Genomic DNA, 14,628 nt, shown 5'->3' with positions numbered 1-14,628 from the left:
CCTCTTTACTTGATTGATCACACTGTACCTAGCTTAAATATAGAAGAAGCCCCCTTTGCTAAGACGGTAGCAAAGGGGGCTTCTATTTTCCCTTGAGCAAACGTAGCTTGTCTCAAGTTTGTACTGGTAGTATATTCAGCAAAAAATAAGAAGAACTAGACGTATAATGGAATGATGTGAATATGTGTTTTTTTAGATATAAGGCAAGTATACATAGTGGTGAAATAACTATTAGGAGAGGTGTCTAATAAATGAGGGGCATTCTATGTTTCAATGCCCCTCATTTATTATTTTTCCTTCAAAAAAGTTCGATCCTTCAAGAATAAATTCCAGAAGAAAATAAATCCTGGTAGTAAAATTGCAATCCCGATTGCGTAAAGAATAAGCAATGCATAAAATGTTTCGGTCGTCGTAAAGCTTGTAAATACAGTTACATCTGGGTAAATGATATATGGTAAATGCGCGACGCCGTAAGCGTAGCTTGCAAATGCATACTGAGCGACAACAGCTAAAACTGCAATACGAGGGAAGCCTAGTGTGTTGTATTTCTTATTTGTCCACCAAAGGGAGGAATAGCCGATAACAAATAAAACGATAGAAACTGTAAACCATGGGAATTGTTTTATTAATCCCTGCATAAGCCAGTGTGTTTTAGGGTCCATTACAACGAGAGCAATAATAGCAGTAACAAGCGTTGCGGGACCAAGTATGATGGCATTTCTTCTATAAATTCGGTACGTATCTTCAGAACCTTGTTCTCTCGCAAAATCAGCAAGGAAGAGAGAAGAGAGAAATAGTTCCGATGTTAGTCCGAAGAGCATATAACAATATATAACGGGGCTAGAAAGAAGCTTTCCATAAAGGAGCACTTCTTTTCCTTCAGACATTGTAATATAGGCGCCCTCTGTGACGGGTAGAACGGTAATTAATAGAGCTGGAATTAAGAGTCCAGTAATACCTGAAATAATACGAAGAAGATGTTGGTATTTCGGCAAAGAGTAAGCAAATACCATAAATGTACTTCGAATCGCAACGAGTACTAAAATTAACATAACTGGTACGAACATAACCGTTGCAAGGGTAAAGGCTGCTTTTGGAAAGAAACCGAGAAAAGCGACTACGACAAAGACGAGAAACGTATTTGTTACTTCCCAAGTTGGTGATAAGTACCGATTGGCAAGCTTTGCAGCGAGTGTCGGATGTTTAGCGTATACCATGCCCCAAAAACCAGCTCCAAAATCAATGGACCCTAATATACTATATACGAAAATAAGAGCCCATAAGATGATGATTGCAATGCTTTCCTCATGCACGAGAATCGCCTCCTTGTTGATGTAAATCATTCTTTAGCGGATGTCTCTTAAAGAATGTCCGTAGTACAAAGACTGTTAAAATAGCGAGCCCGATGTATAAAATGATGAATAGGACAAATAAAGGACCGACGAAATCGGCACGTGTAGCAGCATCTAACGTACGTTGCATGCCATAAATTGTCCATGGTTGGCGACCACTACAACTGAAAATCCATCCGAATTCAATACCGAGCATCATAACGGGTCCACATGCAGCAGTCGCCCAAAGAAGCCATTTCGGTAACTCCGCTCCTTTTTTTCGATAAACAAAGTACCAATACATGAGGGCAATAGCTGCGACAGCAAAGGTAAATGTAGCAGAGCCGACCATTAAATTAAAAAGCGTATGTGTATAAAATGGTGGCCACGTTTCTTGCGGGAATTCATTTAGCCCTTTTACGACGGTACTAGGATCGAGTCCTACTAATAAGCTGAGCATGTTTGGAATTTCGAGTGCATAGTTTAGTTCAAGGGTTTTAGGATCAACAACCCCGCCAATTGATAAAGGAGCATGTGATGTCGTTTCAAATAAAGCTTCAGCAGATGCTAGTTTTTCGGGTGAATGTTTATGTAAGGCGATAGCAGACTCGTGCCCTGAAAGCCACATCGTAGCACCAGTAATGAAAGTAACGACAAGTCCTAAAAGTAATCCTTTTTTATGATAAGCAATTTCACGTGCGCTTATATTTCGTTTCAATAATTTAAATCCGGCGATAGAGGCGATAACTGCTGCTCCAGTTGCATATGCCGTAATAACAACGTGGAATGCACTTGTACCAAAGCTCGGATTAAAGAAAGCTTTCCACGGATCAACGTTAAAAACTGAGCCATCCGGACTCATTGAAAAGCCCGCTGGTGTATTCATCCATGTATTTGCTGATGTAATAAGCACGGCGGATGCAGTGGCACCAAGCATAACGAAAAAGAGCGAGACTAACCTCATAAAGGGAGGTAGTTTATCAGCTGCATATACGTAAATAGACATGAATAAAGCTTCCAAAAAGAAGGCGAAAATCTCAATTTGAAAGGGAACGGAAATAACTTGACCAACAATTTTGGCGAAGCCAGGCCAAAGAAGTGAAATTTGCACACCAACAATTGTTCCAGTTGGAATTGCTACACCGAGAAGGATGGCAAAAGCCTTTGTCCATCTTTTTGCCATAATGGCATAGTCAGAATCCTTCTTCCAGTGATACAATATTTCACTTATAAAAATCATTAAAGACAGTCCGACTCCAAGCGTTGCAAAGATAATGTGGAATGCTAGTGAAGAACCGAAAAAGGCCCTTGCTAATGTTACAGTATCCATATGTATGCTCCTCTTCTCTTTTTGCCATTATTTTCTGATTGAATTGGAAGATTTATTCAAAAAACTACCAAAAATATGTGTGTATTTAAAAAAGTGAGTGTGGTAATATGATTTTGAAATATTCGAAAGAGAAAGAAATATAAAATCGGTAATATTTTGTTTGTTTTTTAGCAGGTAATATTTTATAATCTTTTATGCGAACATAAGTTCTGTTTAAGCGTGTTACGTTTATAGAATGAAGAAGTTTATGTGAAATGGAGAGGGTGTCTTATGTATCCTGAAGTCATTAAAAAGATGGCATTTTCAAAAGAGCATAGAGATTTATTATTAAAGTTATATAATAAAGAAATTACGCGTCGTGAATACGATCGACTTGTGGAATCGCTATATAGGCCTTCTAAAGAAGCTTGTGAAGGATAAATGGAGGAGACAATCTAAAGGATTGTCTTTTTTATATTTGTGTATGTTCTAGTAAAATTAAGGTTAGTCTTACTAGGGAGGTGAAAAGTTTGCGAAAACGTGTATATATAGGGATTGGAATTATTGTCTTACTTGCTTTAGGAGGAATTGTGTTTTGGGCGGCTTTACAAGGAAATCGTACGGAACGTTTTATTTTAAGGCATATGGTAAATGAAAATGGGACACTTGCAACGTACCGTTTAGCAGATACAAAGGCAGGAACAGGTGAGGCGAAAGGCCACGAAGCTTTATCGGAATCGGCAGGATTATGGTTACAGTATACGCTTGATAAAGACGATCAAGCATTATTCGATGAACAAGTAAAGGTCATTCAAAATTATTTTGTACATAAGGATCATATTGTTTTATGGAAAATCTCTGAAAAAGGGGAAATGCAGTCAGCCACAAATGCACTTATAGATGACCTTCGTATTATTGAACAATTATATCGGGCTTATGAAATGTACAAGGAAGAGCGTTATAAACATTTGGCAGATCAATTGAGCGATGCTGTACTTCGGTATAATAAAAAAGATAATTATTACGTTGATTATTATGACGTAGATGCAGGTAGACAAAATAAATTTACAACAACATCTTACATAAATCCTCATGCATTCTCTTATATGAAAAAGTACGGAAAAATTTCTGCTGAACAATATCAGGGAGTTGTTCAGTTTTTAGCTAATTATCCGAGAAACGGTTGGGCATTTCCGAAAGAGTATAAAGAAGATGGTACATTTACGTATGATAAAGAAGTGAATCTTATTGATCAATCGTACGTTGCTTACCATCGTAGTCTAGGTGGTCTTTCATCAGATGCTTATTTGGAATTTATAAAGAGGAAATTCCACGAGGATGGAAAGTTATACGGTCGCTATAACTTAGAAACGGGAAAACAAGCTGTGAATTATGAATCACCAGCCTCTTACGGTTTAACTATTTTGTATGTACTACAAACAGGTGATACAAAGTTTGCTAAGGAATTGTATGAACGGATGACTACATTCCGAAATGATAATGTATTTAGTAGATATTACGGTGGATATGTAACAGGTGAAAATAATAATACACATATATTCGATAATGTATTGCCACTTCTAGCTGAAATGGAACTGGAGAAGAGTAAGAAATAGAAGGTGCCATCCTAGGGAATGGCGCCTTTTTATGTTTGTTGTTATTTGTTGATAAGTCGATATAATTTCATGTACTAATAGTAGAGAAGTACTTGATAACAAACTTACGAAATTGCTGGGCAGTTTTTGATAAGTAACGTTTCTTTGACCAACTTAAGCCGATTGTTCTTTCGCAATTGGGTTCAATAATACGTAGTTTATTTGATGCTAAAGTAGAGTTTTTCAATAAAGTTAGGCCTGGAACAAAGGCGACGCCAAGACCTTGTTTAATAAGGTCGCTAATAACGGTTGGTTCATCTACTTCAAACGCGATATGCGGAGTAAAACCAGCTTCTTTACAAAATTCATCTGTTAAGTGTCGGAATCCGTAACCAGTGTTCATACTAATGAACGGTTCGTCTTTTACTTCATGCAGATGAATGCTTTCGTGGTTTGATAATCGATGGCCTGAAGGGACGACTAAGAAAACTTCTTCTGTGATAAGTGGTTCCCAAACAATTTCTTCTCCTTCAATTGGTACAGAGGAAATGCAAAAATCAATCTCCTTATCATCTAGTTGCCGTTTCATAGAAGGAGTAGATGCGAGGAATTGTTGGAATCGTACGTTAGGATGTTCTAATAAAAAAGAACCGAGGAGTTCCGGTAATATTCTCGGGATAGAAACGGCTAGTGTAATAGAGCCTTGTTGTAATTCTGCTAAATCTTTAATTTCTCGTTCTCCTTCATTTAATTCATGAAAAATACGTTCTACTCGCTTTAAAAATACTTTTCCGAAAGAGTTTAGTGTAATTTTTCGACCTTGGCGATCAAATAAAGGGACACCTAAGTCCTTTTCTAGTCTAGCAATTGTTTTGCTCAGTGAAGGTTGTGCAATGTGCAATTCTGCGGCAGCTTTCGTCATATGTTCTAACCGTGCAACGGTTTGAAAATATTTTAATTGAAGAAGTTCCATCTTGAATCTCCTTTCTATAGACCAAAAGAAATGAATTGATAATTAAAGATGTATTATACAGTATGAAAGGTGACGTGTATAGTAAATCTGTTAAACCATTCGAAGAGTGTTAAATTAGAAGAAGGAGTATTTTTCATGAAGGGAATTCAACTTATATTTAAAGATTGGAAGGCGATGTGGAATCATAAACATGGACGTATCGCTTTAATTTTTTTACTAATTGTTCCTTTAATTTATGCAGGATTCTTTCTAGCTGGATATTGGGATCCATACGGACGATTAGATAAATTACCTGTTGCAGTTGTTAATTTAGATAAAGGTGCTGTGATGGATGAAAAAGCGATCCACGCTGGAGACGATTTTGTAAAAAATTTAAAAGAAAATAAGGAACTAGCTTTTCATTTCGTATCAGAAAAAAATGCAGATGAAGGGTTAAAAGAAGATAAATATTATATGGTCGTTACAATTCCAGAAGATTTCTCGAAAAAGGTAAGTACACTAATGGATGAGAAACCAGAGCCGGCACAGCTACAATATAAAGTAAATCCAGGTAAAAACTTTGTAGCAGCTCAAATTGGAACGACAGCTGTTGAAAATATGAAAACAAAAATCTCAAATAGCATTACAAAGTCTTATACAGAAGGTGTCTTTTCGAAGTTTCAAGATTTGGCGCAAGGTTTGAATGATGCAAGTAATGGTGCTGGAAAATTGCATGAGGGGACGACAGACGCGAAAAACGGAGTTAATGAGCTTTCTGGTGGTATTAACCGTTTAAGTGATGGCGCAAATCAGTTGAAAGAAGGTAGCGATAAGCTTGCAGCTAGCCAAGGAGCGTTAACCGGAGGAGCGAATGAACTGAGCCAGGGAGCAACATCTCTTCATAATGGAATGGAGTTGCTAACGGAAGGTGAGAAAGGGCTACAAGAAGGAGTTAGTAATTTAAGTGCTGGAACAAATGAATGGATAAGCGGAAATGAAAAGTTAGCAGAAGGACAGGCTAAGGCAGATGAAGTGGCAAATGCGGTCAAAAAGCAATTAGAAGAGTACGCGAAAAATCATCCAGAAGTACAGCAAGACCCTGCCTTCCAGCAAATTGTTGCTACTTCTAGCGGATTAGCTAAAGCAACAAATACATTAAATGCTAGTCAACAACAATTGACGCAAGGTGCGAAGAAGTTGGCTGACGGGCAGCATAAGATTGAAGAAGGTATGAATACATTCGGAGCTAAATTAAATGAAGCGACGAGTGGAACAAAAAAAGTAGCAGATGGTGCGGCGAATTTAGCTGATGGATTCACGAAGTGGGGAAATGGATTTACATCATTACAAGAAGGTGTAAATCATCTTGCGAGTGGCGGAACGGAGCTAAATAATGGCGCTGGAAAGTTAACAGATGGACTTGTTAAGCTCGACGATGGTGCGAAGGAACTTTCTACGAAATTGGGAGAAGGCGCAGAGAAGATAGCGAATGTTCGTAATGATGATGCGCGTAATGCGATGTTCTCAGAGCCAGTTCAATTAGTGAAGTCAACCGTTTCTGACGTACCTAACTACGGTTCAGGAATCGCGCCATATTTCTTATCACTGGCATTCTATGTCGGTGGAATTATGGCATCGAATATTTTACCTCTTGGACGTAGGCAAAATATGAAGGTAAGCGGGACGGTACATTTTATAAATAAATTAGGCTTAGTATATTTAATTGGATTAATTCAAGCATTCCTTGTAGATACGGTTGTGCTTGGAATTATGAAATTAGAAGTCGCAAGTGTACCACTGTTCGTGTTATCAAGTATTATTATTTCCTTTACGTTCATGACATTTATTCTTATGTTAGTAACGGTATTCGGCATTGTTGGGAAATTTGCAGCGGTAACGCTTCTCGTCCTTCAATTAGCGACGAGTGGAGGTACTTTCCCAGGAGAGTTAAATATAGCAGTGCTTAGCAAAATTGGGCAGTTTCTCCCAATGTCTCATTCTCTTAGAGGATTACAAGATGTTATCTCGTTAGGGGATTGGTCGCAATTACGAATGCAAATTTTAATTTTGTTATGCTATCTTGTTGTCGCTGGTGGAATTGCCTGGATCACGAGTCATATACAGCATAAGGAAACGAATAAAGAGCAAGTTTCATAATATAAAGAAGCTATCCGTACAAAAGGTTTCATTACGACCTTTTCGGATAGCTTTTTCTTATTTCTTTTCCATAACTGCAAAGTAATTCTGTTCGCTATCAGCAAAGTTGAATGCTCTACCTGTAGGTAAGTCCATAATTTTCCCAACTGTGACGTTTTTCTCAGAAAGATCTTTATAGAGTTGATCTAGGTTATTAGAGAAGAACATTAATGAAGGGGTATTTAAGTTTAAGTCAGGTTGCATCTTCGCGATTAACGCTTTATCGTGAAGGACGATGCTTGTTGCTGCTTCTTTTGTTGGAGCGAGTTCAATCCAGCGAAATCCTTGTCCATTATTTTCTTCAGCAATGATTTGGAATCCTACTGTTTCTGTCCAGAATTGTACTGCCTCATCTTGATTGTTTACATATAACATAATTTGTCCAACTTGATTGATCATAGCTGCCTCTCACTTTCTCTTCTCATATGAAATATTATTATATCAGAGATATTGTTTAAATACTTTTTTGTGATTCTTTCGGAGTGAAATAATAGCCCATTTCATCTTCGTTGTAGGCGAAGGTCCTGTAACCCACGTATGAAATGGGAGTATGCTACAAATGACCATAGCTGCAAGAGAAATTGTGGCCGTTACTATAAATAGTAATAGGCTATATAATATTGTGTTTTCTTGCAGGGCGAATAAGGAAAGAAATTTTGTACATAGTTGCAAGAAGAAAAAATGAGCTAAATAAGCACCGTACGTGTAATTCCCGATAAATCGTAAAGCTTTATATAAGAAACCACGTCGCTGTACAATTGTAATAGATAGCACGTATAGTATGATAATTTCGCATACAATATATAGAAACATTGATGGTTTTAAATAGGTAGAAACAGTTAAATGAATAGAGTTTGCACCGTAAAAACTAAATAACTCATAATTGATAAATAAAAATAAAACGAAAAATAAGATTGTCACAAGAGGGATATGTTTCATTACAAATAAGCGCCAAGTTTTTAATGCTACAGCTGCTATTCCTCCCATAACGAAATAGAATGAATAGAAGAAGAAAGAACGATCTGTGTAATGTAAAATGGTCGAGTTAGTCAATTTCTCTCCATTGAAAATGTAGTGGGAAGAGTACCACATTAAAAGAAAATATAGACAAGCGAAAATGGTCATATATTTATATATGTCTTTTTTATTTTCTGTTCGTTTTTGAAACCAATAAAATAGTGTGCATAGTAAAGGGAACAATAAGTGAATTTGGAACATCATAATAACGTACCAAAGATGAGGTGCGGCCGTTCCGAGTAATAAACTTTTTATTCCACTTTGCATTGTAACGATTTCATTTGTTGTTAATAGGTAAAGAATAGACCAGAAGAAATAAGGAATAAGTAAATGTGAGGCTTTTTCATAAATATATTCTGTATAAACGAGTTGTTTCGTATATTGCCGAATTAAGTGAAATCCGACGATAAATATGAATGCAGGTGCTGAAAACTTTGCGAGATTAAATAACATACCCATAATGAGGGATTGCTCAAGTAAGATGTTCCCTTGATTCATTGTATATAATAAGGAACTTTGCAAAACGACAGCAAGAAATGCAATGCTTTGCAAAACTTTAAATTCTGGTGCGCTTTGTGTCATCATGTCCATCTCCTTTTCCATACATGATTATAGTACGGAGGAGGGATGAGAGATGTGGAATATTTGTGAAGATTGTAACAAAATTGTGGCAGATGGAATTATATCGATGCAAAATCAAATATATCGACGTTTCGACAAATCACAACAAAAAAGAGGATGCTCAAAACGAGCATCCTCTTTCTATATATTAAGCAAATTTATTTTTGATCCAGTTCTTACCTTCTACAAGGCGAGCTGTCATTACGGCACAAGCATTATCTCCTGTTACATTTAACATCGTTGCAGGAGGATCGATGATTGTACTGATTGCTGCGATAATTGGCAACGCTTCTGGAGGGAAGCCGTATAGAGAAACGATTAACATTTCACCAATCATACCTCCGCCTGGAATTGCACCCATTACTGTTCCTACTAATAGAGAAACGACAAGTGCGATTGCTAATGTTTTCGGTCCTTCGAATTCCATGTTGAAAATACCGAATAAGAAAGCAATTTTTAATACGCCGCCTAAAACAGATCCGTCTTTATGAAGTGTAGATCCAAGAAGGACAACTGTTTCACGAACGTCAGAAGAAATCCCCATTTTCTTCGTTGCTTCTAAGTTCGCTGGAATACTTGCGGCACTACTACAAGTTGCAAGTGAGGTAACAGTAGGAGAAACCATGTTCTTCCAAAATACTTGTACACCTTGTTTGCGACCTGCAAGGTACGCATAGAATGTAAAGAATACAAAGAAGTAAATAAGAGAAGCTGGATAGTATACCATTGCCGCTCGGAAGTAAGTTCCAAGAAGTTGTGGTCCGAATTCACCAACTAATGCTGCGAAGTAAGCAGCTAGTCCGATTGGAGCGTAGTACATAATGAAAGATACAACTTTCATTGAAATTTCTGCACCAGCTTGTAGAAACGTAGCGAATGGTTTTCCTTTTTCGCCAACTGCTGAAGTTGCGATCCCCATTAAGATAGAGAAGAAAATAAGTGCTAACATGTTCTCGCGAGATAGTAACTTTGAAAAGTCTGATACTGTTATGATACCGACAATTTGATCAGCGACGCTAACAGCTTTATCAGCTTTATCAGGCTGTGTTAGTTCTAATACAACACCTTGTGCTGGCGGGAATACTTTCACGATGATAATCATAAAAATAGCAGCTAAAATACTTGTAAATAAGAAAGTTCCAGCCATACTAGACATAATTTTACCAAAACGTTTTAGTCCATCCATATTGGCAATAGATGACGCGATGCTAAAGAAAACTAGAGGTACAACAATCGTAAACATTAAGTTTAAGAAAATGTCACCAAGCGGCTTTAAAGCAACTGCATCGGCACCCATGAAATAACCAATGAAACCACCAATTAGGATGGAAGATAATAAAATAAGCGGAAAGCGATATGCCTTCATAAATATACCCTCCTATCGATTGTAAAAAAATCATACTGAATCATTATAGCGAGTTAGGGTCCTCTTTACTAGAAAAATACAGATAGATAGAATAGCGTGAAAACCGAGAAATTTTTGTTTTTAAGCTCGGCATACAGTAAGAAATCTAGACATATATATTTGTAACCTAGTGATAGCAAAGGATAGGCTATAACTTAAGGTTAGAAATGCTAGGAGGGAAGTGGAATGAATATTTTGCTTTGTTGTGCAGCGGGAATGTCTTCCAGTTTGATTGTTACGAAAATGGAGAAGGCAGCACAAGCAAGGGGGATAGGGGTAAAGATTTGGGCTGTATCAGGTTCAGAAGTGCGAAATCATATTGATGATGCAGATGTACTTTTACTTGGGCCACAAGTACGTTATTTATTACCGAAAATGAAAGAATTATGTAAGGAGAAAGGAATACCTGTTGATGTAATTCAATCCGTCCATTACGGACTTTGTAATGGAGAAGCTATCTTGCAAGCAGCTTTGTCAATGAAACCATGAGGAGAGTGGGATAGATGATTGGATTTTTGGAGAAATATGTGATGCCAGTAGCAGGAAAGGTTGCAGAGCAGAGGCATTTGCAGGCGATTCGTGATGGAATTATTTTGACGATGCCTTTCTTGATTATTGGATCTTTTTTTCTTATTATTAGTGCTTTACCAATACCAGGGTATAATGATTTTATGGCAGGCTTGTTTGGGGAGCATTGGCAGAAAGCTTTGGGGTACCCAGTCAGTGCAACTTTTAATATAATGTCTTTAATAGCTGTTTTTGGAATCGCTTACAGGCTTGGTGAGTATTATAAAGTGGATGCTTTAGCATCTGGTGCATTGTCACTTGTATCATTTTTGCTTGCAACACCGTTCCAAGTTATGTATATGATACCAAATACAAAGGAAAGTGTACTTGTAGATGGAGTTATACCAGCTGCACTAATGGGAAGCCAAGGTTTGTTTGTGGCGATGATTATTGCAATTATATCTACTGAAATTTATCGATTTATTGTTCAAAAAAAGATGATTATAAAAATGCCAGAGACAGTTCCGCCAGCAGTAACGCGTTCATTCGCTGCGCTTATTCCAGGTTTTATTGTTGTGACGGTTGTTTGGATAATTAGATTGATTTTTGAACATACGACTTTCGGTAGCATTCATAATGTTGTAGGGAAGCTTCTACAGGAGCCTCTTAGCGTACTGGGAGCTAGCCTTTGGGGTGCAGTAATCGCAGTTATCGTTGTCCATGTACTTTGGGCGTGCGGAATTCATGGCGCTGCAATTGTTGGTGGTGTAATGAGTCCGATTTGGTTGTCATTAATGGATCAAAATCGAATTGCATTTCAGGCTGGGCAAGACGTACCGAATACGATTACTGCGCAGTTTTTTGATTTATGGATTTATATGGGGGGTTCTGGTGCAACACTTGCTTTAGTTGTAGGAATGTTATTATTTGCGCGAAGTCAGCAATTAAAAAGTATAGGCCGATTGTCGATTGCACCAGGTATTTTTAATATTAATGAAATGGTGACTTTTGGTATGCCGATAGTAATGAATCCAATTTTACTTATTCCATTTATATTGGTGCCAGTCGTATTAACGATTGTTTCTTATTTTGCAATGGAATGGGGATGGGTTGCACGTCCGAGCGGAGCTGCTGTACCTTGGACTACACCTATTCTCTTTAGTGGATATTTAGGATCAGGTGGGAAAATTTCAGGAGTTGTTTTGCAGCTCGTTAACTTTGCACTTGCATTCTTTATTTATTTACCATTCTTAAAAATATGGGATAAACAAAAAGTAGCGGAAGAAAAGGGGGAGTAAATAACTGAAATGGATACGATAGAGATGAAAGTTTTTCATTTAATCTTGCATGGAGGAAATGCGAGAAGTTGTTCAATGGAAGCAATTGATTGCGCTAAGCGCGGTGAATTTAAGGAAGCGGAAGCTAAACTACAAGAAGCTTTAAATGAATTGCAAGAGGCGCACCGCTTACAAACGGAGCTCATACAGAAAGAAGCTGGCGGGGAAAAGACAGAGGTTACCCTGCTGATGGTACATGCGCAAGATCATTTAATGAACGCAATTACAGTGAAGGAATTGGCGAGTGAGTTTGTAGAATTATATAGGAAGATGTCAGTAGCTGAATGAACCTTGCTTATGCAAGGTTTTTTTATGTTTTTATGACGGAACGAAGACCACATTATATTGGAAGAGAAACATTACATCACTAAATAGTGGGTTAAAATAAAGAAAAAATTTCCGCTGAAAAAATTTTTTCAGTGTTTTTTTGTTTTAAACATAACTAGACAACTAAACACTAATCTATTTTCATACAGTTATGTGTTAAAAGCGTGTTGTTTTATAACACACTATGTGTTTTTTCGATAACACACTATTTGAAAGCGGTAACACATAAAAGAATTGCTCGAAAAAACGCTGATTTTGGGCGTTTTAAAAAGTTGGCACGATAATTGCATTAATAAATAGCGTAAAGAAAAATAAATAAATAAACATAAATTTTTTATACTACACAAGGGGGATTCAGAAATGAATATTTTATTATGTTGTTCAGCAGGGATGTCTACAAGTTTACTAGTTACAAAAATGGAAGCAGCTGCAAAAGCTCGCGGTCTAGAAGGAAAGATTTGGGCTGTATCTGGGGATGCAGTAAAAAACAATATCGATGAAGCAGATGTATTATTACTAGGACCACAAGTTCGTTACATGCTTTCTTCAATGAAAACGCTTGCTGATGAGAAAAATGTTGGGATCGATGTTATTAACCCAATGCACTACGGCATGATGAATGGAGAAGCAGTTTTAGATCACGCATTAACACTTAAAAAATAATTAGGGGGGAAGCGAAATGCAAAAGTTTATTGCATTTATGGAGAAATATATTGTTCCTGTCGCTGGTAAAATTGGATCGCAACGTCACTTAGCTGCGATCCGTGATGGATTTATTGCAGTTATGCCACTTATTTTAGTTGGTGCACTTGCATCACTAATTAATGGTTTTCCATCTGAAGCTTTCCAAGATTTCATGAAAGGTTTGTTTGGTGAAACATGGAAACAAGTTGGCGGTGGAATGTGGACCGGTTCTTTCGCAATTCTAGCACTAATTATAGCATTTACAACAAGTTATAACTTAGCAAAATCTTACGGCGTTGATGGTTTGTCAGCAGGTATTATTTCATTTGGTGCGTTAATTATTCTTACACCAACAACACCGAAAGAAGGCGGATTGAACTTAGCTTGGACAGGTGCACAAGGGTTATTCGTAGCAATTATCGTGGCACTTCTTGTTACTGAAGTATTCCGTTTCTTTGTACAAAGAGAAATTACTTTTAAAATGCCAGATGGAGTACCACCGGCAGTTTTAAGATCTTTCGCAGCTTTAGTGCCAGCATTTGTTATCTTAACAGCAGTTGCAGGTATTCAATTGGCAGTGAAATTAGCTGGTACAAGTGTTCATGAATTCATCTTTAATACGATTCAATTACCATTGCAAAGTTTAGCAGGGACATTACCAAGTGCAATTGTCATTGTATTCCTTGTTCATCTTCTTTGGTTCTTCGGTTTACATGGTCCAAATATCGTTGGTGGTATTATTGAGCCATTATACTTACCGGCATTAGAGAAAAATATTAAGTTATTCCAAGGTGGCACATCTGCATTTGATGTTCCGAACATTATTACAAAACCATTCTTTGATACTTTCGTGTATCTAGGTGGTTCTGGTGCAACATTAGCATTCTTAGTAGTTGTGTTACTTGTAGCGAAAAGTGCACAATTACGCGGTGTATCTCGTTTATCAATTGGACCAGGTGCATTCAATATTAACGAACCAGTAATATTTGGTACACCAATTATTTTAAATCCAATTTTATTCCTTCCGTTTATCGTAACACCAATTGTATTAGTAATTACTTCTTATACAGCTATATCTATTGGATGGGTACCAAAAACAGTTGCGATGATTCCATGGGCAACACCACCAATTATTAGTGGTTATCTTGTAACAGGTGGACATCTTTCAGGTGCAATTCTACAGTTATTCAACTTTGTGATTGCGATGGTGATCTATTACCCATTCGTTGTATTATGTGACCGTTCTGTTGTTCGTACTGAAAAAGCAGCAGCACAAGGAAATGATAATTCTTTACCTATGTAACATAAAAATTGTTCTCACAGACAATATTGTCTGTGAGAACAATT

General features: G+C 37.2%; 14 protein-coding genes. 8 read left to right on the top strand and 6 right to left on the bottom strand.

The genetic code is table 11. From position 1 onward, the window contains the following. Positions 1-287: 287 nt before the first annotated feature. Entirely contained in the window at positions 288-1,313 is a 1,026-nt protein-coding gene (locus tag ACTFQM_RS20745) for a cytochrome d ubiquinol oxidase subunit II (protein WP_002174242.1), read from the bottom strand. After that, entirely contained in the window at positions 1,306-2,661 is a 1,356-nt protein-coding gene (gene cydA, locus ACTFQM_RS20740) for a cytochrome ubiquinol oxidase subunit I (RefSeq protein WP_440036073.1), read from the bottom strand. The genes ACTFQM_RS20745 and cydA overlap by 8 nt, the downstream gene beginning before the upstream one ends. Positions 2,662-2,931: 270 nt before the next feature. Here cydA and ACTFQM_RS20735 point away from each other — a divergent pair, with 270 nt between their 5' ends. Both ACTFQM_RS20735 and ACTFQM_RS20730 read left to right on the top strand, forming a co-directional pair. Continuing rightward, positions 2,932-3,081: a hypothetical protein gene (locus ACTFQM_RS20735; protein WP_002174240.1), complete on the top strand. Its 150-nt coding sequence runs from the start codon at positions 2,932-2,934 to the stop codon at positions 3,079-3,081. Positions 3,082-3,170: 89 nt separating this feature from the next. Next, positions 3,171-4,256: a transcriptional regulator gene (locus ACTFQM_RS20730; RefSeq protein ID WP_440036072.1), complete on the top strand. Its 1,086-nt coding sequence runs from the start codon at positions 3,171-3,173 to the stop codon at positions 4,254-4,256. Positions 4,257-4,323: 67 nt separating this feature from the next. Here ACTFQM_RS20730 and ACTFQM_RS20725 read toward each other — a convergent pair whose 3' ends face one another. After that, positions 4,324-5,208 (bottom strand): LysR family transcriptional regulator, encoded by an 885-nt coding sequence (locus ACTFQM_RS20725; RefSeq protein ID WP_440036071.1) that lies wholly within the window; start codon positions 5,206-5,208, stop codon positions 4,324-4,326. A gap of 135 nt (positions 5,209-5,343) precedes the next feature. Between ACTFQM_RS20725 and ACTFQM_RS20720 the strand changes: the two genes are divergently transcribed. Then, the gene (locus ACTFQM_RS20720; protein ID WP_440036069.1) at positions 5,344-7,344 is read left to right on the top strand and encodes a YhgE/Pip family protein; all 2,001 of its coding nucleotides are present in this window, start codon (positions 5,344-5,346) and stop codon (positions 7,342-7,344) included. Positions 7,345-7,401: 57 nt separating this feature from the next. Here the strand turns inward: ACTFQM_RS20720 and ACTFQM_RS20715 are convergent, their stop codons facing one another. From ACTFQM_RS20715 to ACTFQM_RS20705, 3 genes are all read right to left on the bottom strand, one after another. Beyond that, on the bottom strand, positions 7,402-7,782 hold the full coding sequence (locus ACTFQM_RS20715; protein ID WP_440036068.1) for a VOC family protein: 381 nt from the start codon (positions 7,780-7,782) through the stop codon (positions 7,402-7,404). A gap of 42 nt (positions 7,783-7,824) precedes the next feature. Beyond that, complete coding sequence (locus ACTFQM_RS20710; RefSeq protein WP_440036182.1) at positions 7,825-8,982, bottom strand: acyltransferase; 1,158 nt, start codon at positions 8,980-8,982, stop codon at positions 7,825-7,827. 187 nt (positions 8,983-9,169) lie between these two features. Then, the gene (locus tag ACTFQM_RS20705) at positions 9,170-10,387 is read right to left on the bottom strand and encodes a dicarboxylate/amino acid:cation symporter (protein ID WP_440036067.1); all 1,218 of its coding nucleotides are present in this window, start codon (positions 10,385-10,387) and stop codon (positions 9,170-9,172) included. Positions 10,388-10,612: 225 nt separating this feature from the next. Here ACTFQM_RS20705 and ACTFQM_RS20700 point away from each other — a divergent pair, with 225 nt between their 5' ends. From ACTFQM_RS20700 to celB (ACTFQM_RS20680), 5 genes are all read left to right on the top strand, one after another. Then, entirely contained in the window at positions 10,613-10,915 is a 303-nt protein-coding gene (locus ACTFQM_RS20700) for a PTS sugar transporter subunit IIB (protein ID WP_440036066.1), read from the top strand. Between the two features lie 14 nt (positions 10,916-10,929). Continuing rightward, on the top strand, positions 10,930-12,231 hold the full coding sequence (gene celB, locus ACTFQM_RS20695; RefSeq protein WP_440036065.1) for a PTS cellobiose transporter subunit IIC: 1,302 nt from the start codon (positions 10,930-10,932) through the stop codon (positions 12,229-12,231). A 9-nt stretch (positions 12,232-12,240) separates the two neighbouring features. After that, positions 12,241-12,558, top strand: a complete 318-nt coding sequence (locus ACTFQM_RS20690) for a PTS lactose/cellobiose transporter subunit IIA (protein ID WP_002174231.1) — start codon at positions 12,241-12,243, stop codon at positions 12,556-12,558. 399 nt (positions 12,559-12,957) lie between these two features. Beyond that, on the top strand, positions 12,958-13,260 hold the full coding sequence (locus ACTFQM_RS20685) for a PTS sugar transporter subunit IIB (protein WP_002174230.1): 303 nt from the start codon (positions 12,958-12,960) through the stop codon (positions 13,258-13,260). Between the two features lie 16 nt (positions 13,261-13,276). After that, on the top strand, positions 13,277-14,584 hold the full coding sequence (celB, locus tag ACTFQM_RS20680; protein ID WP_440036064.1) for a PTS cellobiose transporter subunit IIC: 1,308 nt from the start codon (positions 13,277-13,279) through the stop codon (positions 14,582-14,584). The last annotated feature ends 44 nt before the right edge of the window (positions 14,585-14,628 follow it).

Origin of the sequence: Bacillus cereus group sp. MYBK30-2 (assembly GCF_051915945.1) — a bacterium.
GTDB lineage: Bacteria > Bacillota > Bacilli > Bacillales > Bacillaceae_G > Bacillus_A > Bacillus_A paramycoides.
Note: the sequence above shows the minus strand (reverse complement) of the source record. Positions and strands in the feature narration are given on the sequence as shown.